This window comes from Phenylobacterium terrae (assembly GCF_042681205.1).
In the GTDB taxonomy this organism is placed as follows: domain Bacteria; phylum Pseudomonadota; class Alphaproteobacteria; order Caulobacterales; family Caulobacteraceae; genus Phenylobacterium; species Phenylobacterium terrae.
This window is the reverse complement of record NZ_JBHUEY010000001.1, coordinates 2,120,572-2,145,045: the sequence shown is the minus strand read 5'-3', so window position 1 is coordinate 2,145,045 and position 24,474 is coordinate 2,120,572. Positions and strand designations below refer to the sequence as shown.

Below are 24,474 nucleotides of genomic sequence, written 5' to 3'. Positions count from 1 at the left end.
CGGGGTTCGTAAATTCGCGATGAACTCGCCCCCCGATCCCGGTTTGACCGGCCCGGCGCCGCAACGTCATATGGCCCGATGAGCGTCACGCCGAGCATGACCACGGAGCAGCACCTGCAGGGGCCGGGAGAAGCGTACCAGCTGCGCCGGGCCGCGCCCGTCGGCACGCCCCCGCCGACGCCCCTGGTGTTCGCCTCGCCGCACTCCGGCCGGGACTACCCGGAGGAGATGATGGCGGCCGCCGCGCTCGACGCCACCGCCATCCGCCGCAGCGAGGACGCCTTCGTGGACGAGCTGATCGCCGGCGCGCCCGAGGCGGGCGTGGCGACGCTGACCGCGCGGCTGGCCCGGGCCTACATGGACGTCAACCGCGAACCGTTCGAGCTCGACCCGTCGATGTTCGTCGACGAGCTGCCGGACTTCGCGCGCGCCCGCACGGCGCGGGTGGCCGCCGGGCTGGGCGCCATCGCCCGCATCGTCTCCGAGGGCCAGGAGATCTACGCGCGCAAGCTGACCTTCGCCGAGGCGCGTGGCCGGATCGAGCGGGCCCACCGGCCCTACCATGCAGCGCTGGCCCGGCTGCTGGGCGAGGCGCACGCCGCCCATGGCGTCGCGATCCTGATCGACTGGCACTCCATGCCGGCGGCCGCGGCGCGCCAGGGCGGGCGCGAGCGGCCCTGCGACATGGTCCTGGGCGACCGGTTCGGCGCGGCTTGCGCCGGCGCGCTCACCGCCCGGGTCGAGGCCGAACTTGAGAAGCTCGGCTACCGCGTGGCCCGCAACACCCCCTACGCCGGCGGCTACACGACCGAGCATTACGGCCGTCCAGCCCGGCGCACCCACGCCCTGCAGATCGAGATCAACCGCGCCCTCTACCTCGACGAGGCGCGCCTGGAGCCGACGGAGGGCTTTTCCAAGCTGAAGTCCGACCTCGAGACGCTGACCCGCGCCCTGGTCGCCGCCGACTGGTCGGGCCTGCGCTAGGGCCCGCCCGCCGGCGAGCCCAGTTCGTAGCGGGCGGCGATGGCGGCGATCTGCGGCCAGACCGCCTGTGCGGCCCTGGCGTCGGCGTCGGCTTCGGCGGCGCGGCCCTGGCGGCGCAGCACGAGGCTGCGGCCGTAGAGGGCCTGGGCGTGCCGCGGGTCGCGCTTCAGGGCCGCGTCGAAGTCGGCCTGCGCCGCCTCCAGCCGGGCCGACTGGAGATGGACGAGACCGCGCGCCGCCAGCGCCGAGGGATCGCGAGCGGCGATCTTCAGCGCCGCCTCGCAGTCCGCGAGCGCCAGCGCCAGGTCGGTCCGCACCAGCGCCCGCGCCTGGCAGCGAGAGGCGAGCACCGCGGCCCTGACGGGCGGCGGCGGCGCGCCGGCCAGCAGCACGTCGTACTGCGCCACGGCCTCGCCCGCCTTGCCGGCGGCGAGCCAGGCCTGGGCGATTCGGGCGCGCACGCCCGGGCCGGAAGCGGGGCTGGCCGTCGCGCGGGCGAAGTCCTCGGCCGCGCCGTCGGCGTCGCCGGCCGAGAGGCGGAGTTCGCCGCGCATCAGGCGCGCCTCGACGTCGCCGCCGGCCAGCGCCAGCGCCGCGTCGAGGTCGCGGCGGGCCGCCGCGGGATCGCCGCTCGCCAGATGCGCCGCCGCCCGCTGGCGCAGGTGGATCGCCCGGCGCGGCTCAAGTTCGATCGCGCGGGTGAAGTCGGCGATCGCCCGGACGTGATCGGCCCGCGCGAGGGAGGCGGCCGCGCGGCGGTGATAGCCGTCCGCGTCCTTGGGCTCGTCGGCGGCCCCGGCGACCTGCGCGGGCTCTTCGGGCCCGCCCTCCACCGGCTCCAGGCGGAACACCGGTCCGCCATTGTAGGTGAAGTAGACCCGGTCCTGGCTGTTGGAGATCAGGATCCGGTGCGAGAGGAAGAAGTCGGCCCCCAGCAGCATGTCCGCCTTGGGCAGGGTGATGGGGGCGACCCGCAGGCGGGTGTTCTGGATCTTCTCCTCGCCGATGGCGAATTCGGCGAAGGGGGCGATCCAGTTCTCCAGCCGCCGCGGGCCGATGCCGCCGCTGAGGCCGCCGTACTCGACGCCCGGTCCGTCGGGCCGGAAGCCGAGCCGCTCGGCGGTCGACTGCTCGAGCACAGAGCGGAAGGCGCCGGTGTCGAACATCACCCGGATCGGCCGGCCGTTCACCGATGCATTCGCGATGACGTGCGGCTCGCTCGGGGTGGTCGCGCGGAAGGACAGCACGTTCACGGGCTTGTCCCCCGCCCAGTAGGCCAGCCGCGCCTTCTCGCACCCCTGCGGCTTGAACAGGCGGATGGCCCCGTTGGCGAAGTCGTATTCGACGTCGAGCACGCCCAGCACGTTCTGGCCCAGGATTCCGTCGGCCCGGCTCCCCGGCGCGAGGTCGCCGACCAGGAAGTCCACGTTGGTCAGCACGCCGCCGGAGAGCTCGAAGCGATCGGCCACGCCGACCTTGACCGGAGCCGTCCCCCCGACCCCGCGGACCCGCATGCCGGGCGGCGTCATGCCCCGGCTGAGCCCCAGGCGCTTGGCGTTGGCCTCGCCGAGCATGCTGAAGAAGGCGCCGCTGTCGGCCACCAGCACCACGTCGCGGCCGTTGATCTTCGCCGGCACATGCGGCTTCAGACCGGCCATGGTCACGGGCAGGTCGGCGACCTTCTGCAACTGACAGCCGCCCTCGGCCGCGCTGGCGGCCTCGGCAAGCGAAAGCGCGGCCGCCAGGCCGAGCAGAACCTGCCGCATGATCCCCTCCCGATCAGGCGCTCATTCTACCATCGCGAGGGTCGATGGCGAAATGCGCGCGGCGCGGGCCGGCGCGCGGGCGAAAAAAAAGCCGCGCCCGAAGGCGCGGCAGTTCATTAGGGAGGAAACGCCCAGGAAGGGCAGAGGCGTCAGCGACGCCTCAGGCCCTCCTTATACTGTGCGACGCACAAATCTGCAATGGCTTTGTCGCGATTTTTTCGCACGCGGGAGCCCAGGATAGGATTTCTCCAGCCAAATCAACGGCGTGATATTAGTTTGTCGCCGAGTCAACTTGTTGCGGCGCACAAAATCTGGTAGCTCCGGGCCATTGGTCGCAAGCCCTTGTGGGCGCGCCGCCGCGCGCCGATCTTTGGCCGCATCACAAGGTTCTGGCCCCCGGAGCCGCCCTCCTCTAGAAGCCCCGGCTTCGCCCGCTGATCAGAATCCGAAATGTCGCTCCGCAACATCGCCATCATCGCCCACGTCGACCACGGCAAGACCACCCTCGTCGACCAGCTCCTCGCCCAGTCCGGCGTCTTCCGCGCCAACGAGGCGACGGTCGAGCGGGCCATGGACTCCAACGACCAGGAACGCGAGCGCGGGATCACCATCCTGGCCAAGGCAACGTCCGTGCTGTGGCAGGGTGCGGCGGGCGAGACCCGAATCAACATCATCGACACCCCCGGCCACGCCGACTTCGGCGGCGAGGTGGAGCGGATCCTGGGCATGGTCGACGGCTGCCTGCTGCTGGTCGACGCCGAGGAAGGCGTCATGCCGCAGACCAAGTTCGTGCTCGGCAAGGCGCTGAAGCTGGGCCTGCGCCCCATCGTCGTGCTGAACAAGGTGGACCGCGCCCACGCCGACCCGGAGCGGGTGGTGGGCGACGTGTTCGACCTGTTCGCCACCATGGGCGCCAGCGACGAGCAGCTGGACTTCCCGCACATCTACGCCAGCGGCAAGCAGGGCTGGGCGGTCACCGAGATGGCCCACGAGAAGAAGGACCTGTCGGCCCTGTTCGACAAGATCGTCGAGCACGTGCCGGCGCCGCAGGCCGAGCAGCGGGCCGACGAGCCCTTCCGCCTGCTGTCGGTGCTGATCGAGAGCGATCCCTTCCTGGGCCGCCTGCTGACCGGCCGCGTCGAAGCCGGCCGCGCCGTGCCGGGCCTGACCGTGAGGGCCCTCAGCCCGGACGGGACCGAGGTCGAGCGCGGGCGGATCACCAAGGTGCTGGCCTTCCGCGGCCTGCAGCGCCGACCGATCGACTCGGCCGACGCCGGTGACATCGTGGCCATCGCCGGCCTCTCCAAGGCGACGGTGGCCGACACCATCGCCGCCCCGGAGGTGACCGAGCCCCTCCCCGCCCAGCCGATCGACCCGCCGACCATCGCCATCACCGTGTCGGTCAACGATTCCCCGCTGGCCGGCCGCGAAGGCGACAAGGTGCAGAGCCGGGTGATCCGCGACCGGCTGCTGAAGGAAGCCGAGGCCAACGTCGCGATCCGGGTGACCGAGACCGCCGACAAGGACGCCTACGAGGTGGCCGGCCGCGGCGAGCTGCAACTCGGCGTGCTGATCGAGACCATGCGCCGCGAAGGCTTCGAGGTGTCCATCAGCCGCCCGCGGGTGGTGTTCCAGACGGACCCCGAGACCGGCGAGAAGCTGGAGCCGATCGAGGACGTGGTCATCGACGTCGACGACGACTTCACCGGCGTGGTCATCGAGAAGCTGTCGGCCCGCAAGGCCGAGCTGAAGGACATGGGCCCCTCGGGCGCCGGCAAGACCCGGATCACCCTGCAGGCCCCGTCCCGCTCGCTGATCGGCTACCAGGGCGAGTTCCTGACCGACACCCGCGGCTCGGGCGTGCTGAACCGCGTCTTCTCCCACTACGAGCCCTACAAGGGCGCCATCGAGGGCCGCCGCAACGGCGTGCTGGTCTCCAACTCCGACGGCGAGACCGCGGCCTACGCGCTGTGGAACCTGGAGGAGCGGGGGACGATGTTCGTCGGCGGCGGCGAGAAGACCTACCAGGGCATGATCATCGGCGAGAACTCGCGCAGCGACGACCTCGACGTGAACCCGATGAAGGCCAAGCAGCTGACCAACGTCCGCGCCTCCGGCAAGGACGAGGCGGTGCGCCTGACGCCCCCGCGCCGGCTGACGCTCGAGCAGGCCATCGCCTACATTGAGGACGACGAGCTGGTCGAGGTCACGCCCAAGAACATCCGCCTGCGCAAGCAGGTGCTGAACCCCAGCTTCCGCAAGAAGCGCCAGCGCGAACAGGCGTAGGCTCGCAGGATGGCTGGCAAGGTCATCCTGCTCAACGGCGCCTCCAGCAGCGGCAAGTCCTCCATCGCCCGGGCCCTCCAGGCGCGGATCGGCGAGCCCTTCTGGCACGTCTCCATCGACCACCTGATCGAGGCCAGGATCCTGCCGCGCGAGCGGATCCGCAGCGGCGAGTTCCGCTGGAGCGGGATGCGGGAAGCCTTCTTCGACGGCTTCCACCGGTCGCTGCCCGCCTATGTGGAGGCCGGGAACAACCTGATCGTCGAGCACATCGTCGAGACCCTCGCCTGGCGCGACCGGCTGGTCGGCCTGCTCGGCGCGCACGACGTCTTCTTCGTCGGCGTCCACTGCCCGCTCGAGGAGCTGGAGCGCCGGGAGCTGGCCCGCGGCGACCGCCCGGTCGGCGACGCCCGCCGCGACTTCGAGACCTGCCACCTGCACACGACCTACGACCTGGAGGTCGACAGCCGCGAGCCGCCGGAGGCCAATGCGGCGCGGATCATCGCCGCCTGGGAGGCGCGCGGGCGGCCCCATGCCTTTGACCGGATGAGATCGTCTTGGACCTCTCCCCCCGCTGGGCGGGGGGAGAGGGTTGGGTGAGGGGGGCCTCGGCGCAACAGTCGGCGCCCTAGAATGAACCGAGGCCGCTCCTCCCTCACCCTGCCCTCTCCCTCCGCAGGCGGAGGGAGAGGTCGATGTTGCAGGTCCGTGCGAGGCGCCCATTGCCGCGGTGGCGGGAGCGGGGCAAAGCCTCGCCATGGCCAACCCGATCTTCGCAACCTTGCCGACCACCATCTTCGAGGAGATGAGCGGCCTGGCGCGCGCGCTGGGCGCCATCAACCTCGGCCAGGGCTTCCCGGACGATCCGGGGCCCGAGGCGGTGCGGGCCAAGGCCGCCGAGGCGGTGCTGAACGGCTACAACCAGTACCCGCCCATGGCCGGCCTGCCGGAGCTGCGCCAGGCCGTGGCGAGACACTACGCCCGCACGCAGGGGCTGGACCTGGACTGGGAGCACGAGGTCACCGTCACCTCCGGCGCGACGGAGGCGCTGGCCTCGGCCTTCCTGGGCCTGATCGAGCCGGGCGACGAGGTGATCGTCTTCCAGCCGCTCTACGACGCCTACGTGCCGCTGATCCGACGGGCGGGCGGCGTGCCGAAGCTGGTGCGCCTCTCGCCGCCGGAATGGCGGTTCGACCGGGCGATGCTGGAGGCCGCCTTCACCGAGCGCACCCGCCTCGTGGTGCTGAACAACCCGATCAATCCGACCGGCGTCGTGCTGCCGGAAGAGGACCTGGCGCTGCTGGCCGAGTTCTGCGTCCGCCACGACGCCGTCGCGATCTGCGACGAGGTATGGGAGCAGGTGGTGTTCGCGCCCGCCCGCCACCGGCCGCTGATCGGCCTTCCCGGCATGCGCGGGAGGTGCGTGAAGATCGGCTCGGCGGGCAAGATGTTCGGCCTGACCGGCTGGAAGGTCGGCTTCCTGTGCGCGGCGCCGGCGCTGACGCGGACGCTGGCCCGCACCCACCAGTTCCTGACCTTCACCACTCCGCCCAACCTGCAGGCCGCCGTCGCCTTCGGGCTGGAGACCGGCGAGGCCTGGTTCGCCGAGATGCCCGGGCGCCTGGCCGCCTCGCGCGACCGGCTGACGGAGGAGCTGCGGCGCGAGGGGTTCGCGGTGCTGCCCTCGCAGGGGACCTACTTCCTGAACCTCGACCTGCCGGCGTCCGGCATCGACCTCGCCGACCGCGAATTCGCCCTGCGCGCGGTGCAGGAGGCGGGCGTCGCCTCCATCCCGGTCTCGGCCCTCTACGAGGAGGCGCCGGTGACGACGATCCTGCGGCTCTGCTTCTCCAAGAGCGATGAGACGCTTGACGAGGGCGTACGCCGCCTGGCGCGGGCGCGGGATCTGGTGCGGGGTGACAGGTAGGGCTGCGCCCAACCAGTCACCGCGGACTTCCGTGACTGGTTGCGCAAAGCGCTACCTGTCACCCCCCGCGCGATACCTCGCCGGCGTGACCCCGAACGCCGCCTTGAAGGCGGCGATGAAGGCGCTGGGGCTGGCGTAGCCGGCGTCGAGGGCGGCGGCGGTGACGGAGGCGCCGGCGGTGAGCTGGACGAGGCCCTGCTGCAGGCGGGCCCTCGTGCGCCAGGCCTCGATGGAAAGGCCGGTCTCGGCGGCGAACAGGCGCTGGAGGGTGCGCACGCTGGCGGCGGCGTTGCGGGCGAGGTCGGCGAGCGACGCTGGGCTGGCGGGGTCGGCGAACAGGGCCTCCGCCAGGCGCCGCGCGCGGGGATCCTTCGGCAGCGGCAGGCCGAGCGGCGTCGTCTCGCTCTTGGCCAGCAGGTCCAGGAACACGCCGCAGAGCCGCGCGTCCTCCGCCACGTCCGTTCGCAGCATGCCGCCGACGATGTGCAGCACCAGCTCGCGCAGCAGCGGCGAGACCTCCAGGGCCCGGCACTCATGCGGCAGGGCCGCGGCGGCCTGCGGCGAAACATAGAGCGTCCGCATCGCCGTCTGGCCGCGCATGTGGATCTCGTGAGGGACCCGGGGCGGGACCCAGATCGCCCGGGTGGGCGGCACCAGCCAGGCGGCCTCGTCCGTCGACACCCGCATGGTCCCCGAGGCGGCGTAGATCAACTGGGCCAAGGAGTGGCTGTGGCGGTCGATCCGCTCGCCGTCCCGGTAGGTCACCGCCAGGCTGCGGACGGAATGGCTCTCGCTTTGGCGCGCTTGCGACATTTCTCGTCAGGATAGCGCGAGAACGCCGTTCGGCCAGGGGTTAGCGTCGCGGCCAGGTATCCGGAGACGCCCGCCATGCCCGCCACCTTGCGCCACTTCTCCATCAACGCCGACGACGTCGACCGCGCCCGCCGCTTCTACGAGGCGGTGATGGGCTGGACCTACGAGCCCTGGGGGCCGCCGGACTACTACCAGGCCCGCGGCGCCGGGACGGCCGGCGCGCTGCAGGAGCGGCGCGAGATCGCCGGGCGGCCGCAGAGCGTGGAGGTGACCTTCGGCGTCGAGGACCTGGCCCAGACCATGGCCGCCATCGAGGCGGGCGGCGGCAGGATCCTGACCCGCCCGTTCCGCATCGAGGGCGTCGGCGAGCTGGTCTGGTTCGAAGACACCGAGGGCAATGTTCTGGGCGCCATGCAGTACGACCGGGAGGCCGGCCAATGACCCTGCCCGCCGATCCGAAAGCCCGGGCCGTCGCGGAGCGGCTGCACGCCCGGAGCGCGGCCCAGGACGCCGAGCTGGCCGCCTACTTCGGCCGAAGAGCCCGTGAAGGCACGCTGGACTGGACGGGGCTGGACGCCGAGGCCCACCGGTTCATGGCCGACAAGTTCGTGGCGCTGGAGCCGGACAAGGCCGGCTTCTGCGCCCAGGTCTGCCGGGCGCTGCGGGCCCGAACGGTTGTCGAGGTCGGCACCTCGTACGGCGTCTCGACCATCCACCTGGCCGATGCGGTGCGCGAGGTGATCCGGGCGGCCGGCGGAACCGGCCAGGTGATCGCCACCGAGAACGAGCCGGCGAAGGCCGCCGCCGCCCGCGCCCACTGGGTCGAGGCGGGCGTGTCGGACCTGATCGAGCTGCGCGAGGGCGACCTGCGCGAGACGCTGAAGCACCTCACCGGGCCGGTCGATTTCGTGCTGATGGACATCTGGACCGAGATGGCCCGGCCGGCCATCGAGCTGATCGGGCCGCGCCTTCGGCCGGGCGCCGTGGTCATCGCCGACAACACTGCGCAGTTCGCCGCCGCCTACGCCGACTACTTCGCCTATGTGAACGATCCGGCCAACGGCCTGCGCACCCAGACCCTGCCGTTCGCGAACGGGCTGGAGTTCACGGTGAAGTGCTAGGCGAAACCGCGGCCGGCGCGGCAGGTTTGTGCGCGGGGGCTTCCTGCAGGAGCGCGCAATGGCCGGACTACTCGAACAGATCCTCGGCGGCATGGTCGGCGGCGGCCTCGGCCGCGGCTCGAGGGGGCGGATGGGCGGCGGACGCTCGGCCGCGATGAACGGCCTGCTGATCGCCCTGGCCGCCAAGGCCGCCCAGCACTACATGCGCCAGCGCGGCGGCGGCGGACGCAGCTTCGATCCAGGCTCGGCTGGCGGGCCGGGCGGCGGCCTGCCCGGCGGCCTGGGCGCTGGCCTGCCCGGCGGCCTGGGCGGACTGCTCGGCGGCCTGGGCGGAGCCGGCGCGCTCGGCGCCCTGCTCGGTCAGCTGCGTGAGCGAGGCCTCGGGAACGAGGTCGACTCCTGGGTGCGACCCGGACCCAACCAGCCCGTGCCGCCCCAGCGGCTGGCCGAGGCGCTCGGGGACGAGACGGTGGACTCGCTGGCCGCCGAGACCGGGATGCCGCGCCAGGCGCTGCTCTCAGAGCTCTCGCAGGCGCTGCCCGAGGCCGTGGACGAGCTGACGCCGGAGGGGCGCGAGCCGACCGACGACGACCTCGGCCGCATCGGCCAGGCCTAGCGCCTCACCTGCCCTCGAACCTGGGCGGCCGCTTCTCGCGGAAGGCGGCCACGCCCTCGCGCACGTCCTGGCTGGGATTGGAGATCATCACCGCCATCTGGGCGTCGGCGAGCGAGCTCTCCAGCGGCGTCTCCATGGCCTTGGCCATCATCATCTTCGTGAGGCGTACGGCGAGGGGCGCCTTGGCCGCGAGCTGTTCGCACAGGTCCAGGGTGTGGGCCTCCAGCACCGGATCGCCCACCACCTCGGTGACGAGGCCCAGGTCCTTGGCCACGCTGGCCGGATAGATCTCGTGCAGCAGGGTCATCTTCAGCGCCCGATCGAGGCCCATGGCCCTGGGGAACAGCCAGGCGCCGCCCTCGTCGGGCAGCAGGCCCACCTTGTTGCTGGTGTCGCCGAGCCTCGCCGACGCGCCGGCGATCCGCAGGTCGCAGGCGAGCGCCAGGGCCAGGCCCCCGGCCACCGCGAAGCCGCGGATCATCGCCACGCTCGGCTTGTCGAGCCGGCGCAGGGCCAGCACCACCGCCTGCATGCCGTCGCGCATCTCGCGCCCGTGGCCCATGGGCGATGACCGGACCTTGCGGGAATGCTCGGCGTCGGCGCCGGAGATGTCGCCGCCGGTGCAGAAGGCCCGCTCGCCGGCGCCGGTGATCACCAGCGCCCGCAAGCCGTCGTCGTCGCGGAAGGCGGCGATGGCGGCCAGCAGCTCCTGGGTCATGCGGAAGCTGTAGGCGTTCATCTGCGCCGGCCGGTTCAGCGTGATCCGCGCCACGTGCGGCCGCGGCTCATCGAACAGGATGGTCTCGAAAGCGTCGGTCATCGCGGCGTCCCTTCTGGCTGGCCCGGGATGAGCCTAGCGCGCGGGGCGGCGGGGCGTCGAACGCACGGTTCGGGCGTTATGGCTGCGTCGGATGTAGGCAGGAGGAGCCCGGCTCGATGGCGCAGGCGCAAGGCGCGCAGGACCTGGAGGATCTGCTGCGCGAGCTCCGCAAGGCGGCCGACGGCAACGGCCCGAAGGTGAGCGTCCAGGAGATCATGGACGCGGTGGGCCACCGCTCGTTCGGCCCGCTGCTGCTGCTGGCCGGCCTGCTGGGCATGACGCCGGTGTCCGCAGTGCCGGGCGTGCCTTCGATGATCGCGCTGATCACCCTGCTGGTGGCCAGTCAGCTGCTGATCGGCCGCGACACCTTCTGGCTCCCCAGGTTCCTGCTGAAGCGCACCGTCAAGGCGGACAAGCTGCAGAAGACCGTTCACGTGGCCGCCAGGCCGGCCCGCGTCGTCGACCGCATGGTCAAGCCCAGGCTGCAGGTGCTGACCGGCCCCGTCGCCGACCGCATCGTCGCCCTGGTCTGCGTGATCCTGGCCCTGGCCGTGCCGCCGCTGGAGTTCCTGCCCTTCGTCGCCTTCATCCCCTCGGCCGCCATCGCCACCTTCGGCCTCGGCCTCATCGCCCGCGACGGGCTGCTCGTCCTCATCGCCTTCACCATCAGCGCCGGCGCGCTGGGATTCGGGGCCTATCAGCTGTTCTGGTGAGGGATGGCAGGTAGGGCTGGCGCCCAACCAGTCGCCGACGTCTCACGGTGACTGGTTGCGCGAAGCGCTACCTGTCACCTTGTTCGGCATTTGTTCTGACGCTAGCTTGTGCCTATGCCGCGTTCAGGCCGCATCGTCTATCCGCACGTGCCGCATCACGTGACGCAGAGGGGCAATCGCCGCGCACCGATCTTCTTCGAGCCGGGGGATCAGGAGTTTTACCTGGGGCTGCTGGCCGAGCAGACACGCAAGCACGCCGCCGAGGTCTGGGCCTTCTGCCTCATGCCGAACCACGTCCACCTCATCCTCACGCCGGGTGACGAGCGCGGACTCGGGCGGGCGATGGGCGAAGTTCACCGGCTGTACGCATTGAGGATCAACGCACGTCATGGCTGGTCCGGGCACCTGTTCCAGGACCGGTTCGCGTCCGTGCCCATGGGCGAAGACCACCTCGTGGCCGCGTTCCGCTACGTGGCGACGAACCCGGTGCGCGCTGGGCTGGCCGAGAGGGCGCAGGACTGGCGGTGGTCGAGCGTGCACGCGCACCTGGCCGGCCGGGACACCAGGCTGGTGAGGGTTGCGCCGTTGTTGGCGCGCGTCGGGGACATCGCGGAGCTGCTGGAGACCAGCGAAGACGCCGACGCCCGATACTCTGAAGCGTTCGCCGCGCTACGGCAGGCGGAGCTGACCAATCGCCCGCTCGGGGTGACAGGTAGGGCTGGCGCCCAACCAGTCACCGAAGATCGCCGGTGACTGGTTGCGCCCAGCGCTACCTGTCACCCATCGCGCGGCCGCGGGTGGGACAGGTTAGGACGTCCCATTCGGCCGCGGCTGTAACCAGCGGCGGCGCGAGGGACGCCCTAACCAGCCCCTGAGATCAGCAGGTCGAGCCGCCGTCGACGATGATGGATTGGCCGGTCATCCAGGAGGCGGCCTTGGAGGCCAGGAACACCGCCGCGCCGGCGATGTCGTCGGGCTCGCCGAGGCGGCGCAGGGGGGTGTTGGCGCTGGAGCGCTTCTCGGCTTCGGGGGTGTCCCACAGGGCGCGGGCGAAGTCGGTCTTCACCAGGCCCGGAGCGATGCAGTTGACCCGGATGTTGTGCGGGCCGAGCTCGACGGCGAGGTTGCGGGCCAGCTGGAAGTCGGCGGCCTTGGAGATGTTGTAGGCGCCGATGCCGGTGGACCCGCGCAGGCCGCCGATGGAGGAGATGATGATCACCGCCCCGTCGCGGCGCTCGATCATCTCCGGGGCGACCATCTGGACCAGCCAGTGGTTGGCGATGATGTTGTTGTCCAGGATCTTGCGGAAGGCGTCGTCGCTGATCTTCGACATCGGTCCGAAGAAGGGGTTGGTCGCCGCGTTGCAGACCACGATGTCGATCTTGCCGAACGCCTGGCGGGTCTCGTCCACCAGCCGCTGCAGGTCGTCCTTGGACGAGATGTTGGCCGGCACGGCGATGGCGTGGCCGGGGTGGCGGGCGTTGATCTCGGCGGCCACTTCCTCGCAAGGGCCGGCCTTGCGCGAGGAGATCACGACCTTGGCGCCCTGCTCGGCCATCCGCTCGGCGATCGCCTTGCCGATGCCGCGGGAGGAGCCGGTGATGATCGCCACCTTGCCCGTGAGGTCGAACAGGCCTTGCGCCTTGGTCTGCGCGCCGGCCTCGGCGAGGACTTCGGTGGTCATGGCGTCTTCCCTTAAACGTGTGTTTGACGCGCCATTTGCCGCACCCGCTTCCGGAAGGTCAAGCGTCAGCGGCAGAGGCGGTAGGGGCCGTGATCCAGGTGGAAGTGGTCGCGGTGGGCGGCGTTGTAGTCGGGCCCGAGCGTGCCGTGGAACCACTCGCAGGCGCCGTCCCGCACCCGCCTCAGGAAGGCGCCGCGGGGATCTTCCAGCCGGTAGTGCGGCTGGACGCTGACCTGCCGGCCCGTGGAGAGGGCGAAGGTGTGGACGTCGACGGCGTTGGCCCCGGCGTGCTCGCTGCGGCGGCCCTCGGCGCGGCCGTAGACGTTGCGGCAGGCGTAGGTGCCGAAGTGCTCGATGCGGGTCACCGGCGCGCCCAGGAGCTCGCGGGCCGCCGGCTGCACCACATGCCGCTCCCAGCCGACGTAGCCCAGCGCCACCGGGCAGGTCATCACCGGCGCGGGCGGCGCCAGGCGCGTGACGCCGTCCTGCACGCGGACCGAATTCTGAGTCGTGCAGTCGCCGACGGTGCGGTCGGGCTCGTTCGCGAAATCCACGCCGGCCCGGGTCAGGGCTTCCCGGCAGAGCCCCGGATCGTCGGCCGCCCGCTCGAACTGCGCGCGGGTGGCCAGTCCCGGCGGGCGGGCCAGGTCCAGCGGCTTCCAGGGCAGGTCCTGCGGCGGCGCCCAGGCGTTGACCGCGCCGCCCAGCAGGATGGCGACGAGGGCGAGGTCGAGCAGCGCCGACCACAGCCCGGCCGAGGCTGCAGCTTCGGCCGACGGGGCCTGGGTGAGGAAGGACCAGGGGCGCGCCACGGCCGGTCACTTAGGATCTGGCGGCTGCAACTTCACCACGGCGGCGGCTTTCCTCTCCCTACCCCCTTGCGGCGCGCGGCCCGGCGATACAGGTTCCCCGCCACGTGAACGGAGGCGCCGAATGTATATCCGCATGGACGACGACGAGGACGAGGACCAGGAGAAGTCGCGGCTGCCCGACATGCCGCTGACGGCCGGCCCGGTCCAGAACGCCCTGTTCAAGGGCCGCACCGTGCTCGTCTTCGGCGAGATCGACATGCGGCTGGCCGAGCGTGTTTCGGCCCAGCTGCTGGCGCTGGCCTCGGAGAGCGAGGCGGACATCAAGGTGTTCGTCAACTCGCCCGGCGGCCACGTGGAGAGCGGCGACACCATCCACGACATGATCCGCTTCTGCGGGCCCAAGGTGAAGGTCGTCGGCACCGGCTGGGTGGCCAGCGCCGGGGCGCACATCTTCCTGGGCGCCCACAAGGAGAACCGCTTCTGCCTGCCCAACACCCGCTTCCTGCTGCACCAGCCGATGGGCGGCGTGCGGGGCCAGGCCTCGGACATCGAGATCGAGGCCGAGGAGATCGTGAAGATGCGCGAGCGGGTGAACCGGATGATCGCCCGCGAGACCGGCCAGCCCTATGAGAAGGTGGTCAAGGATACCGAGCGGAACTTCTGGATGAACGCCGAGCAGGCGGTCGAGTACGGGATCGTCAGCAAGATTATCAACAACGCCAGCGACGTATGACCCGGCCCTGGTGGCGGGGGGCGATCCTCTACCACGTCTACGTCCGCAGCTTCTTCGACGCCGACGGCGACGGCCAGGGCGACCTGGCCGGCGTCGCGGCCAAGCTGGACTATATCGAGAGCCTGGGGGTCGACGGGATCTGGCTGTCGCCCATCCACCCCTCGCCCGACCGGGACTGGGGCTACGACGTCGCCGACTACGAGAGCGTCCACCCCGACTACGGGACGCTGGCCGACTTCGAGGCCCTGCTCGAGGCGGCGCACGCCCGGGGGCTGAAGGTCCTGCTGGACGAGGTGCTGGCCCACACCTCCGATGAGCATCCCTGGTTCGTCGAGAGCCTGACCGGCGGCGAGGCGGGCCCGAAGGCGAACTGGTACGTCTGGGCCGATCCCAAGGCCGACGGGACCGCGCCCAACAACTGGCTCAGCGTGTTCGGCGGGCCGGCCTGGGCCTACCAGCCCAAGCGGCGCAAGCACTACCACCACAAGTTCCTGCGCCAGCAGCCGAAGCTGAACTGGCATGACCCGGGCGCCCGAGAGGCGGCGCTGGGCGTGCTGGACCTGTGGCTGGCCCGCGGCGTCGACGGCTTCCGGCTGGACGTCGCCAACGCCTTCCTCCACGACGCCGCGCTCAGGGACAATCCGGCCGTCCCGCCCGCCGAGCGCACCGCCGCCCACTGGCGCCACGCCTCCGATCTGCAGCGGCACCTGTTCGATTCCAACCTGCCGGAGAACATCCCCCTGCTCGAAGAGGTGCGCCGGCGGGTGGAGGCCCACGGCGAGCGCTTCGTGTTCGGCGAGTTCTCCGAGGAGGAGGCCCGCTGCGGCGCCTACTGCAGCCCGGACGAGGGGCTGCACTCGGCCTACACCTTCGTCATGCTGCTGGCCCGCAAGCTGGGGCCGCAGTTCGTCCGCGACCACTACGCCACGTTGGCCGGCCATCCCGGGCACTGGCCGACGATCAGCTTCTCCAACCACGACGTGCCGCGCACCGTAAACCGGTTCGGCGGGCCGGACGCCGGGCCCGACGTCGCCAAGCTGATGTTCGCCCTGCTGGCGACGCTGAAAGGCACCACCCTGATCTACCAGGGCGAGGAGCTGGGCCTGCCGCAGGCCAGGCTCACCCGGGCCCAGCTGCGCGATCCGGTCGGCGATCTCTACTGGCCCTACGACGGCGGCCGCGACGGCTGCCGCACGCCGATGCCCTGGCGCGCCGATGCGCCGAACCTGGGCTTCACCACCGGGACCCCGTGGCTGCCGATGGCCCAGGAGCACGCGGGCCTCACCGTGGCGGACCAGGAAGCGGACCCGGACTCCGTGCTCGCCTTCGCCCGCCGCGTCATCGCCCTGCGCAAGGGCTCGGAGGCGCTGACCGCCGGCGAGATCGGCTTCCTGGAGGCGCCCGACCCACTGCTTGCGTTCACGCGCACGGCGGGCGCAGAGACGGTCGCGTGCGTGTTCAACCTGGGCTCCGGAACCGCGGAGTGGGCGCACGAGGCGATCGGCGCGGCCGAACCGCTGCTGGCGCTCGGCGCGACGGGCGTTCACCCGGGCAGAATTGTGCTCGGCCCCGGCTCGGGGGCGCTGCTCCAATTCGCTGCAGGTCCGGACCGGCTCTAGCGGCCTAGCGGTGGCGCTCCAGGTAGCGAATGATCGCCTGCCGCTCGGCCGGGTCCTTGATCGGCGGCGAGACCATGCGGTTGCCCCGGATGAAGGTCGCCGGGCTGGCCAGGAAGGCGTCCAGCGTCTTGGCGGTCCAAACGACCTTCGAGGCCTTCATCGCCGGCGAGAAATGCTTGAACTGCGGGTTGCTCCCCGCCTGGCGACCCATCACCCCGCGCAAGTCGGGACCGTAGCGACTCGCTCCCACGCCATCGAGCGAATGGCAGGCGATGCACTTGCCGTAGGCGCGCCGCTCGGCGTCGGCCTGGGCCGCGGCCGGGCCGGCCGCCAATGCGGCGACAGCGGCGAAAAGTGGGAACTTTCCGAGCATTCGGCTTCACCCTGCCCGGCGAGCTTAGCCGCCTCGCGCCCGCCGGGCCAGCGGCTCAGGCCGCCGTGCGTCGCGGCTCAGCCTGCGGCAGGGTCTTGACCATGTCGACGCCGCGGAGCGGGACCTCGCCCAGGTGGAGGAAGGTGGCCCCGATCGCGCGATAGCCACGCCGCTCATAGAAGCCTTGCGCCCCCAGCGTGGAGACCAGCCGGATGGCGCCCGGGTTGCGCCGCGTCGCCTCGGCCTCTACGTGGTCGAGCAGACGGCTGGCGAGCCCGCGGCCCGCGCATTCGGTGCGGACGTAGACCGACCGGAGCATGACGGCCCCCGCCTCGCTCCGCCGCCAGCCGGCGCAGGCGTCGATACGCCGGCCGCGGCCCAGCACCCAGACATGGGCGGTGCGCAGAAGCTGATCCATCCCCACCGACGGGTGAGTGAGGAAGGCGGCCATTTCCTGCGGCGTGTAATGGGCGGCGGCGATGCCCATCAGTGAATTGCGTTGAAGTTCGGACAGGGCCTCGATGTCGGAGAAGGATGCCCTGCGCAGTTGCAGTCGTCTCATTTCCCGTGCTCGATGAAGGTGTCGTTGCGCGTGTTTTCGGCGCGCCGGACGCCCGGGGCGAGCGAATTGGGCTGAAATCGCAGTTCAACAGAATTGAATCCATGTTCGACCACGACCTGCTTCGCACCTTCGTGGCCATCGTCGAAACGGGCAGCTTCACGGCCGCCGCGGAGACGGTGGGCCGCACTCCCTCGGCGGTGAGCATGCAGGTCAAGCGGCTGGAAGCCATCGCCGGCCGACGGCTGCTGGCCCGCGGCGCGCACGGCGTGCGGCTGACCGGCGACGGCGAGATCCTGCTGGTCCACGCACGCGGGATCCTGGAGGCGTACGAGGCGGCGTTCGATGCGATGATGGCCGAGCGGTCGGCCCAGTCGCTCACCATCGGTCTGCCGGACACCTTCGTCGCGCCCGTGCTGGCGCCGCTGCTGGGCGAGCTGCTGAGCCGGTTCCCCGACACCAACGTGCGGATCGTCACCGACGGCTCGCGCATGGTTCTTCGGCGGCTTGAGGAGGGGGCGGCGGACCTGGCGCTGGTCACCGAGTTTCAGCTCGGCGGCGACGATCGCGGCGAGCTCGTCCATGTCGAGCGCGGCGTCTGGGCCTGCGCCGAGGGCTGCCCCGCGCTGGCGACTTCACCCCTGCCGATCGCCCTGATGCTGGAGGGCAGCGTGTTCCGCAGGTACGCCCAGGAGGTGCTGCGGCGGATGTCCCGCCCCTACCGGATCGCCGTGACCACCAACGCCGAGTCGGTCCTGCAGGCCGTAATCGCCTCGGGCGCGGCCGTCGCGCCCCTCCCCGCCTCGCGCATGCGGCCAGGCATGCGGGCGCTGACCGCGGCCGACGGCTTTCCCGAGATGCCGCCCCTTCGTGTCCGCCTGCGCATCGGCCGACGCCGTCTTCCGCCCGCCGGCGAGTGGCTGGCCGCGGCGCTCGCTCGAGGCTGATCCGGGCGCGGCGGTTCAGGCGGCCCGGGCCGCAGGCGCGGCCTTCGCCGCGCCCACGTCGAACGTCTCCAGCCGCTGGAACAGCTCCTCGGCCTTCTGCGCCAGATTGCGGCTGGAGGCGGCGGACTGCTCGACCATGGCCGCGTTCTCCTGGGTCACGTGGTCCATCTGGCTGACGGCGGCGTTGACCTGCTGCAGGCCGGCGGCCTGTTCCTGGGCCGAGGCCGCGATCTGGGCGATCAGGGCGTTGACGCCGGCGACCTGGGCGCTGATCCGGCTGAGCGCCTCGCCAGTCTGGCCGACCAGGTCCACGCCCTGCGCCACCTGGTCCACGGAGGCGCCGATCAGCGACTTGATCTCCTTGGCCGCGTCGGCCGAGCGCTGGGCCAGGCCCCGCACTTCCGAGGCCACCACCGCAAAGCCGCGGCCGGCTTCGCCCGCGCGGGCGGCCTCGACCCCGGCGTTCAGCGCCAGCAGGCTGGTCTGGAAGGCGATCTCGTCGATCACCCCGATGATCTGGCTGATCTGCTGGGCCGAGCCCTGGATCTGGCTCATTGCGGCCATCGCCTGGCGCACCAGGTCGTCGGAGCGGCCGGCGTCAACGTTGGCGGCGGAGACGGCCGCATGCGCCTCGCGGGCGTCCTCGGAGGTCCGGACGACGGTGGAGGTCAGCTGCTCGACCGCCGCGGCGGTCTCCTCGAGGCTGGCGGCCTGGCGCTCGGTGCGGGCGGACAGTTCGTCGGTGGCGCGGCTGATCTCGCGGGCGCCGCTGCGGATGTCCTCGGCCACCCCGCCGACCAGTTGCATCGCCTCGCAGAGCTGGGCCACCGCCCGGTTGAAGTCGCTGCGCAGCTTCTCGTACTCGGCCGCGAAGCCGTCTTCCAGGCGCGTGGTGAGCCGGCCGCCCGCGATCGCGTCGAGGGCGTGGGCGAGCTGGTCCACCACCTTGGCCTGGGCGAGCCCCGCCTCGCGGAAGGCGGCCTCGGTCGCCTGCAGCTTCTCGGCGTTGGCCTCGTGGACGACGCGGGCCTCGGCCTGCAGCCGATTCCGGTCGACGATCCCCTCGCGGAAGATGCCGAGCGCGGCGGCGATGCGGCCGGTCTCGTTGCGGTCCGAGCGGCAGGGGATGTCCACCTCGACCTCGTTGGCGCTCAGCCGCTCCATCACCCGCACGAGGCCGTTGATGCGCGAGGCCAGCGCGCGGGAGATCGAGATCGCCAACCCGGTGGCCAGGGCCAGCGCGACACCGACCAGGGTCAGGTGCATGGCCATGCGGGCGCGCATCTTGCCGATCCGGGCCTCCAGCAGCCGGCTGAGCTCCTTCTCGGTGGCGATCCAGGCCTGATCGGCGGCGCCGTCGAGGGCGGCGCTGGCCTGGGCGATCGCTTCGGGGCCGCCGCCCTGGGCCGCGGCCTGCACGGCCGTGGCGGCGGCCTGGAGCTGGGCCGCAGGTTCTCCCAGCGCCTGGCGGGTCTTCCCTTCCAGGTTCTTCTCCATGGTCGCGTTCAGCGACGACAGCGTCTGGTCCTGGGCGATGGCGAGGTGGTCCAGGGCCCGCATCAGGAGCTGAGGGTCGCCGCTGGCGACGGCCGCCTTCAGGTCGGCGTTGGCGCGGAACAGGGCCGGCAGGCGCACCGTCACCGCGTCCATGGCGTAGAAGCTGTCGAGGTCCGGATCGAGCGTCAGGTTGGAGCCGTCGGCGACGGCGGTGACCAGGCCCACGCCGGCCTTGATCTTCTCGGCGCCCGCCGCCTGTTGGAAGGCCTCGAAAACCTTCGTCTCCCCGAAGCGGCCGCCGGCGCTCTCCAGCGCCTCGCCCCGGACCATGGCGGGCCAGACCTTCTGCAGGTATCGGGCGCCCTCCAGCTCCTTCGCCGAGAAATCGATCTGGCCCAGGCTGGCCTGGACGAACAGCACCAGCAGCAGGGCCAGCGGTGCGCAGAAGAGGCCGGAGATCAGGGCCAGTCGGGCCCCGAAGCTGAGGCGGGAGTGGATCAGGCCAAACACGAGGTTCCGCTCGCTAACCAGGGGCGGATTAAGGTTAACGGCGCAAACGCTAAGCTTTAGCTAACGATGTTCGTGCAACGGCGGCCCAGCGCAACGCTTGCGGGAAATTCGGCGTCCGAGCCCCATCCGGCCAAGCCTGCGCCGTGGCGGCCTCAAAGGAAAGATTTGCGTTATGCGGCCATAGGCGCCACGCCGCGCGACCGCTTATCGGAAGAGACCCCGCATGCCATTCGCCGCCACCCACCCGGCTCTCGCCCGCGCCCTCGAGGCGCAGGGCTATGGCGCGCCCACGCCCGTGCAGCAGGCGGTGCTCGAAGCACCGCAGGACCGCGACCTGCTGGTCTCGGCCCAGACCGGCTCGGGTAAGACCGTCGCCTTCGGCCTGGCCGCCGCCTGGCCGCTGCTGGGCGAGGCCGAGCGGTTCGAGCGGGCGGGGCCGCCCCTGGCGCTGGTGATCGCACCCACCCGGGAACTGGCGCTGCAGGTCAGCCGCGAGCTCTCCTGGCTCTACGCCGAGGCCGGCGCGGTGGTGGCGACCTGCGTCGGCGGCATGGACGCGCGGCGCGAGCAGCGGGCCCTGGCGGCCGGCGCCCACATGGTGGTCGGCACGCCCGGCCGCCTGCGCGACCACCTCGAGCGCGGCAACCTCGACCTTTCGGCCCTGAAGGTCGTGGTGCTCGACGAGGCCGACGAGATGCTGGACCTGGGCTTTCGCGAGGACCTGGAGGAGATCCTCGACTGCGCGCCGGACCAGCGCCGCACGCTGCTGTTCTCGGCCACCATCGCCAAGGAGATCGCCGCGCTGGCCAAGCGCTACCAGCGCGAGGCCATGCGGATCGACACCACCCGCCGGGACGAGCCGCACGGCGACATCGAGTACCGGGCCGTCCGTGTGGCGCCCAACGAGGTGGAGCCGGCGGTGGTGAACCTGTTGCGCTACTTCGAGGCGCCGGGGGCGCTGATCTTCTGCGCCACGCGGGAGAAGGTGCGCCACCTCTACGGCGCGCTGCGCGAGCGGGGCTTCTCGGCCGTGCAGCTCTCGGGCGAGCTGTCGCAGAAGGAGCGGGCCGACGCCCTGCAGGCGCTGCGCGACGGCCACGCCCGGGCGTGCGTCGCCACCGACGTCGCCGCCCGCGGGCTCGACCTGCCGGACCTGGGCCTCGTCATCCACGCCGAGCTGCCGGCCAACAAGGCCGGCCTGCTGCACCGAAGCGGCCGCACCGGCCGGGCGGGGCGCAAGGGCGTCTCGGTGCTGATCGTGCCCTACACCAAGCGGCGGCAGGCCGAGCGGCTGCTGGACGCCTCCGGCGTCGACGCCATCTGGTCCGGCCCGCCCTCCCCTGAGGCGATCCGGGCCAAGGACCAGGCCCGGCTGCTGGAGGACCCGATCCTCAACGAGCCGCCGACGCCCGAGGACCTGGAGCTGGCCGGCAAGATCCTGGCGGACCGCAGCCCGGAGGCGGTGGCCGCCGCCCTCGTGCGCCTGCACCGGGCCCGCCTGCCCGAGCCCGAGGAGGTGTTCGACCAGGACGGCGGGGCCGCGCCCGAGGGCCGGGGCCCGCCCCCCAGCCGCGCGCCGCGGATCGACCCATCGGACGCGGTCTGGTTCCGCCTGCCGATCGGGCGCAGCAAGAACGCCGACCCGAAGTGGCTGGTGCCGCTGATCTGCCGGCTGGGCCACGTGACCAAGGCCGACATCGGCCAAATCCGCATCCTCGACAACGAGACCCGCTTCGAGATCGCCCGCGAAGCCGAGGACCGATTCCGCGAGGCGGCCAAGGCGGCCGCCAACGCCGGCGACCTGCGCGCCGTCCCGGCAGAGCCGCCCGGCCCGCAATCGCGCCGCCCGCCGCCGGCCCGCGGCCCCAAGCGCGCGCCGCGTCCGGACAGGAAGCGGGCGCGGTGAGGCGCCTGCGACAGGTCAAGTCGTCCCTCTGAGCTGCGGCGAACGGGGCGTCGGGACGTCTTAATCAGTCGCATTTTTTTCGCGCGCTCGTGTCGGAATGGGATCAGCCTGCGCGTCTTCCACGCGAGGAGGACGTCTCATGACCAACACGCCTGGCGAATTCATCTGGTACGAGCTGATGACCAGCGACCCCGACGCGGCCGCCGACTTCTACGGCGCGGTCGTGGGCTGGACCACCAAGGCCTTCGAAGGCGGCGTCGACTACCGCCTGTTCGGCGCGCCTGACGCGGACGTGGCGGGGCTGATGCGCCTCGAGCAGGCCGGGGCGCCGGCCGGCTGGTTCGGCTACATCGGGGTGGAAGACGTGGACGCCAAGGCCCGCGAGATCGTGGCGGCGGGCGGGACGCAGCACGCGCCGCCCACCGACATCCCCGGCGTCGGCCGCTTCGCCATGCTGGCCGACCCGCAGGGCGTGGCCTTCTACATCATGCGCGGGGCCTCGGAGGAGCCGAGCACCTCGTTCAAGCCGAACACGGTCGGCCACTGCCAGTGGAACGAGCTGAACACCACCGATCCGGCGGCGGCGCTCGCCTTCTACACGCGCGCCTTCGGCTGGCTGAAGGGCGACGTGATGCCGATGGGCGAGATGGGCGACTACCAGTTCATCAACATCGGCGAGCAGATGATCGGCGCGATGATGGGCCAGCCGCCCGGCAGCCCGCCGCCCAACTGGCTCTTCTATTTCGGCGTCGACGACATCGACCGCGCCGCCAAGGCGGTGACGGACAGGGGCGGCCAGATCCACCACGGCCCCGCCGAGGTGCCGGGGGGCGACCACATCATCGTCGCCACCGACCCGCAGGGCGCCATGGTCGGCTTCGTGGGACCGAAGCGCAGCTAACGGTCGCCGTCCGGCTCCCGCGCCGCGCTCGGGCTCTCCCCGGTCCAGCGCTTGAAGGCGCGGGAGAAGGCGGCGGGGTCGGAGAAGCCGAGCAGGTAGGCGGTCTCGTTGACCGACAGCCTGCGCCCCGTCAGGTAGTCGCGGGCCAGGCGGCAGCGCAGTTCGTCCAGCACCTGCTCGAAGGTCACCCCCTCGGCCTTCAGCCGCCGGAACAGCGTCTGGCGGGAGAGGCCGAGCTGGCCGGCGACCAGGTCCATGCTGGCCTGGCCGCTGTGCAGCATGGGCTTCAGCAGGGCTTCGACACGGCCGCGGGTGGTTTTGGACGCCTCCAGCTCGCGCAGCAGGGCGTCGGCGTGGCCGGTGAGCACGCCCTTCACATACTTGGGCAGATAGGCGACCGGGGCGTCGAGGCTCGCCTCCTCGATCAGCATGGCGTTGCGGTCGCTGCCGAAGGTGACGGGTACGCCCAGCACCTTCTCGTACTCCGCCGCGTGGGCCGGGGCGGCGTGCGTGACGTGGGCGGCCTTGACCCACTTGCGCGGATCGTAGCGGCGCGGGCCGCAGATCATCTGGGCGAGCCAGGACTCGGTCAGCTCGGGGAAGGCGTCGGCGTCCTTGCGGGTGTCCACCATCCACAGGCCGGCGCGGTCGCGGCGCAGCTGGAAGCGCTCGCCAGGGCCTTCGTTCTCGGTCTCGACGATCAGGCGCACGAAGCGGTTCAGGGTCGCGAAGCTGTCCATCACCGTGTCGGCCGCCCGGCCGATCAGCCCGACGATGGAGACCTGGGAGATCTCCACGGCCTCGCCGTAGTGGAGGGCCAGCGCCGGATCGCCCGTCAGCGCCTTGCCGGCCCGCATCAGGGCGACGTAGCGCGTCCAGGGAACGCGGCCGTCCTGGGCCGCGAGGTCGTCCGGCGAGAGGCCGGCCCGGGCCATGAGCTCGTCGCGGCCGGCGCCCTTGGAGACGGCGAACTCCAGCAGGCCGCGGGCGAACCCCGCGCCCACCGTCAGCTCCGCCGCCCGCACCGCCATCGCGCAACCTGGGGACATGGTTTTGACGCGCCCGATCATGGGCCATCGCCGGGCCCCGCGGTAGGAAAGACTATCAGGCGTCGCAAGGTAGCGGCGTTAAGTCTTGGTAACCTCTGAGGTTGTGGGCACATGCCTTATCCGGCGCCGGTGATGCTGCACGTGCTGGCGGGGCTGGTGGCGATCGGGGCCGGCTTCGCGGCGCTGGCGGTGCGCAAGGGCGGTCCATCGCACCGCCAGATCGGGACCGTCTTCTTCGTCGCCATGCTCCTGATGGCGGGATCCGCCGCCGTGATGGCGGCCATCGGCGGCCAGCGGCTCAACACCATCGCCGGCCTGTTCACCCTCTATCTGGTCTCCACCGCCTGGCTGGCCGTGCGCCGGCCGCCCCGGACCACCGGACGCTTCGAGACCTGGGCGATGGCCGGCGCGGCGCTGGTCTGCCTGGCCGGGCTGGCGATCGGGCTTCAGGCCGCCACCGTCGGGGTGCAGGACGGCGATCCCTCGTCCGGAAACGATCCCACCATCTACTTCGTGTTCGCGGGCCTGGCCGCGCTGGGCGTGGGGACCGACCTGCGGGTGATGGGCGCCGGCGGCCTTGCCGGGCGGCCCAGGCTGGCGCGGCACCTGTGGCGGATGTGCCTGGCGCTGTTCGTCGCCGCCGGCTCGTTCTTCTTCGGCCAGGCCGACGAGATCCCGCAGGCGTTCCGAGGCCCGCACCTGATGATCCCGCCGCTCGCGGCCCTCGGCGCGCTGGCCTTCTGGATGATCCGGGTGAGGTTCCCGGCCCGGTTCGTGCTGCGCGCGCCGGCGGCCTAAGCGCCCCCTGCGTCGTCTCCGCGACGGGGGAGGAGCTGAAGCG

Annotated in this window: 23 protein-coding genes and 1 pseudogene; 15 read left to right on the top strand and 9 right to left on the bottom strand. The window is 71.8% G+C overall.

From position 1 onward, the window contains the following. Window positions 1–96 precede the first annotated feature (96 nt). Window positions 97–984 carry an N-formylglutamate amidohydrolase gene (locus ACFSC0_RS10790; RefSeq protein ID WP_377282928.1) on the top strand — a complete coding sequence of 296 codons (888 nt, stop codon included), beginning with the start codon at window positions 97–99 and terminating at the stop codon, window positions 982–984. On the opposite strand, the gene ACFSC0_RS10785 is transcribed toward ACFSC0_RS10790, so the two are convergent. Further along, complete coding sequence (locus tag ACFSC0_RS10785) at window positions 981–2,750, bottom strand: aspartyl protease family protein (RefSeq protein WP_377282929.1); 1,770 nt, start codon at window positions 2,748–2,750, stop codon at window positions 981–983. The genes ACFSC0_RS10790 and ACFSC0_RS10785 overlap by 4 nt on opposite strands. Before the next feature lie 450 nt (window positions 2,751–3,200). Between ACFSC0_RS10785 and typA the strand changes: the two genes are divergently transcribed. The 3 genes from typA to ACFSC0_RS10770 all read left to right on the top strand — a co-directional run bounded on the left by typA (window position 3,201) and on the right by ACFSC0_RS10770 (window position 6,960). Further along, window positions 3,201–5,036: a translational GTPase TypA gene (typA, locus tag ACFSC0_RS10780; RefSeq protein ID WP_377282930.1), complete on the top strand. Its 1,836-nt coding sequence runs from the start codon at window positions 3,201–3,203 to the stop codon at window positions 5,034–5,036. Window positions 5,037–5,045: 9 nt separating this feature from the next. Further along, on the top strand, window positions 5,046–5,633 hold the full coding sequence (locus ACFSC0_RS10775; protein ID WP_377282931.1) for a chloramphenicol phosphotransferase CPT family protein: 588 nt from the start codon (window positions 5,046–5,048) through the stop codon (window positions 5,631–5,633). A 157-nt stretch (window positions 5,634–5,790) separates the two neighbouring features. Then, window positions 5,791–6,960 (top strand): aminotransferase, encoded by a 1,170-nt coding sequence (locus tag ACFSC0_RS10770; RefSeq protein ID WP_377282932.1) that lies wholly within the window; start codon window positions 5,791–5,793, stop codon window positions 6,958–6,960. A gap of 51 nt (window positions 6,961–7,011) precedes the next feature. On the opposite strand, the gene ACFSC0_RS10765 is transcribed toward ACFSC0_RS10770, so the two are convergent. After that, window positions 7,012–7,773, bottom strand: coding sequence for a helix-turn-helix domain-containing protein (locus ACFSC0_RS10765; RefSeq protein ID WP_377282933.1), 762 nt, complete (start codon window positions 7,771–7,773; stop codon window positions 7,012–7,014). 75 nt (window positions 7,774–7,848) lie between these two features. Between ACFSC0_RS10765 and ACFSC0_RS10760 the strand changes: the two genes are divergently transcribed. The 3 genes from ACFSC0_RS10760 to ACFSC0_RS10750 are packed head-to-tail and all read left to right on the top strand — an operon-like array spanning window position 7,849 to window position 9,510. After that, entirely contained in the window at window positions 7,849–8,214 is a 366-nt protein-coding gene (locus tag ACFSC0_RS10760; RefSeq protein ID WP_377282934.1) for a VOC family protein, read from the top strand. Beyond that, window positions 8,211–8,894 carry an O-methyltransferase gene (locus ACFSC0_RS10755; RefSeq protein WP_377282935.1) on the top strand — a complete coding sequence of 228 codons (684 nt, stop codon included), beginning with the start codon at window positions 8,211–8,213 and terminating at the stop codon, window positions 8,892–8,894. Before ACFSC0_RS10760 ends, ACFSC0_RS10755 begins: the two co-directional genes overlap by 4 nt. 58 nt (window positions 8,895–8,952) lie before the next feature. Next, window positions 8,953–9,510, top strand: a complete 558-nt coding sequence (locus ACFSC0_RS10750; RefSeq protein WP_377282936.1) for a YidB family protein — start codon at window positions 8,953–8,955, stop codon at window positions 9,508–9,510. Between the two features lie 4 nt (window positions 9,511–9,514). Here the strand turns inward: ACFSC0_RS10750 and ACFSC0_RS10745 are convergent, their stop codons facing one another. Next, window positions 9,515–10,330, bottom strand: a complete 816-nt coding sequence (locus ACFSC0_RS10745) for an enoyl-CoA hydratase/isomerase family protein (RefSeq protein ID WP_377282937.1) — start codon at window positions 10,328–10,330, stop codon at window positions 9,515–9,517. 116 nt (window positions 10,331–10,446) lie between these two features. Here ACFSC0_RS10745 and ACFSC0_RS10740 point away from each other — a divergent pair, with 116 nt between their 5' ends. Both ACFSC0_RS10740 and ACFSC0_RS10735 read left to right on the top strand, forming a co-directional pair. Then, complete coding sequence (locus ACFSC0_RS10740; RefSeq protein WP_377282938.1) at window positions 10,447–11,043, top strand: exopolysaccharide biosynthesis protein; 597 nt, start codon at window positions 10,447–10,449, stop codon at window positions 11,041–11,043. Between the two features lie 114 nt (window positions 11,044–11,157). Further along, window positions 11,158–11,796 carry a transposase gene (locus ACFSC0_RS10735; RefSeq protein ID WP_377282939.1) on the top strand — a complete coding sequence of 213 codons (639 nt, stop codon included), beginning with the start codon at window positions 11,158–11,160 and terminating at the stop codon, window positions 11,794–11,796. 124 nt (window positions 11,797–11,920) lie between these two features. Here the strand turns inward: ACFSC0_RS10735 and ACFSC0_RS10730 are convergent, their stop codons facing one another. Beyond that, window positions 11,921–12,727, bottom strand: a complete 807-nt coding sequence (locus ACFSC0_RS10730) for an SDR family oxidoreductase (protein ID WP_377282941.1) — start codon at window positions 12,725–12,727, stop codon at window positions 11,921–11,923. A gap of 65 nt (window positions 12,728–12,792) precedes the next feature. Then, window positions 12,793–13,539, bottom strand: coding sequence for an extensin-like domain-containing protein (locus tag ACFSC0_RS10725; RefSeq protein WP_377282942.1), 747 nt, complete (start codon window positions 13,537–13,539; stop codon window positions 12,793–12,795). Between the two features lie 121 nt (window positions 13,540–13,660). Between ACFSC0_RS10725 and ACFSC0_RS10720 the strand changes: the two genes are divergently transcribed. Then, a complete protein-coding gene (locus ACFSC0_RS10720) occupies window positions 13,661–14,272 on the top strand; it encodes an ATP-dependent Clp protease proteolytic subunit (RefSeq protein ID WP_377282943.1) in 612 nt (203 codons plus the stop codon). Then, window positions 14,269–15,891 (top strand): alpha-glucosidase, encoded by a 1,623-nt coding sequence (locus ACFSC0_RS10715; RefSeq protein ID WP_377282944.1) that lies wholly within the window; start codon window positions 14,269–14,271, stop codon window positions 15,889–15,891. Before ACFSC0_RS10720 ends, ACFSC0_RS10715 begins: the two co-directional genes overlap by 4 nt. 4 nt (window positions 15,892–15,895) lie before the next feature. Here the strand turns inward: ACFSC0_RS10715 and ACFSC0_RS10710 are convergent, their stop codons facing one another. Together ACFSC0_RS10710 and ACFSC0_RS10705 are read right to left on the bottom strand one after the other, a co-directional pair. Beyond that, window positions 15,896–16,264, bottom strand: coding sequence for a c-type cytochrome (locus tag ACFSC0_RS10710; RefSeq protein WP_377282945.1), 369 nt, complete (start codon window positions 16,262–16,264; stop codon window positions 15,896–15,898). A 55-nt stretch (window positions 16,265–16,319) separates the two neighbouring features. Further along, window positions 16,320–16,826 (bottom strand): GNAT family N-acetyltransferase, encoded by a 507-nt coding sequence (locus tag ACFSC0_RS10705; RefSeq protein ID WP_377282946.1) that lies wholly within the window; start codon window positions 16,824–16,826, stop codon window positions 16,320–16,322. A 101-nt stretch (window positions 16,827–16,927) separates the two neighbouring features. On the opposite strand from ACFSC0_RS10705, the gene ACFSC0_RS10700 reads away from it, so the two are divergent. Then, a complete protein-coding gene (locus ACFSC0_RS10700; RefSeq protein WP_377282947.1) occupies window positions 16,928–17,770 on the top strand; it encodes a LysR family transcriptional regulator in 843 nt (280 codons plus the stop codon). 15 nt (window positions 17,771–17,785) lie between these two features. On the opposite strand, the gene ACFSC0_RS10695 is transcribed toward ACFSC0_RS10700, so the two are convergent. Continuing rightward, window positions 17,786–19,777: a methyl-accepting chemotaxis protein gene (locus ACFSC0_RS10695; RefSeq protein WP_377282948.1), complete on the bottom strand. Its 1,992-nt coding sequence runs from the start codon at window positions 19,775–19,777 to the stop codon at window positions 17,786–17,788. Between the two features lie 223 nt (window positions 19,778–20,000). Here ACFSC0_RS10695 and ACFSC0_RS10690 point away from each other — a divergent pair. Continuing rightward, window positions 20,001–21,671, top strand: a pseudogene (locus ACFSC0_RS10690) (DEAD/DEAH box helicase); the annotation flags it as partial. Window positions 21,672–21,822: 151 nt separating this feature from the next. Next, window positions 21,823–22,584 (top strand): VOC family protein, encoded by a 762-nt coding sequence (locus ACFSC0_RS10685; RefSeq protein ID WP_377282949.1) that lies wholly within the window; start codon window positions 21,823–21,825, stop codon window positions 22,582–22,584. On the opposite strand, the gene ACFSC0_RS10680 is transcribed toward ACFSC0_RS10685, so the two are convergent. After that, the gene (locus ACFSC0_RS10680) at window positions 22,581–23,633 is read right to left on the bottom strand and encodes an AraC family transcriptional regulator (RefSeq protein WP_377282950.1); all 1,053 of its coding nucleotides are present in this window, start codon (window positions 23,631–23,633) and stop codon (window positions 22,581–22,583) included. The two genes, ACFSC0_RS10685 and ACFSC0_RS10680, sit on opposite strands and share 4 nt — an antisense overlap. A 111-nt stretch (window positions 23,634–23,744) precedes the next feature. Between ACFSC0_RS10680 and ACFSC0_RS10675 the strand changes: the two genes are divergently transcribed. Then, complete coding sequence (locus tag ACFSC0_RS10675; RefSeq protein ID WP_377282951.1) at window positions 23,745–24,431, top strand: DUF2306 domain-containing protein; 687 nt, start codon at window positions 23,745–23,747, stop codon at window positions 24,429–24,431. The last annotated feature ends 43 nt before the right edge of the window (window positions 24,432–24,474 follow it).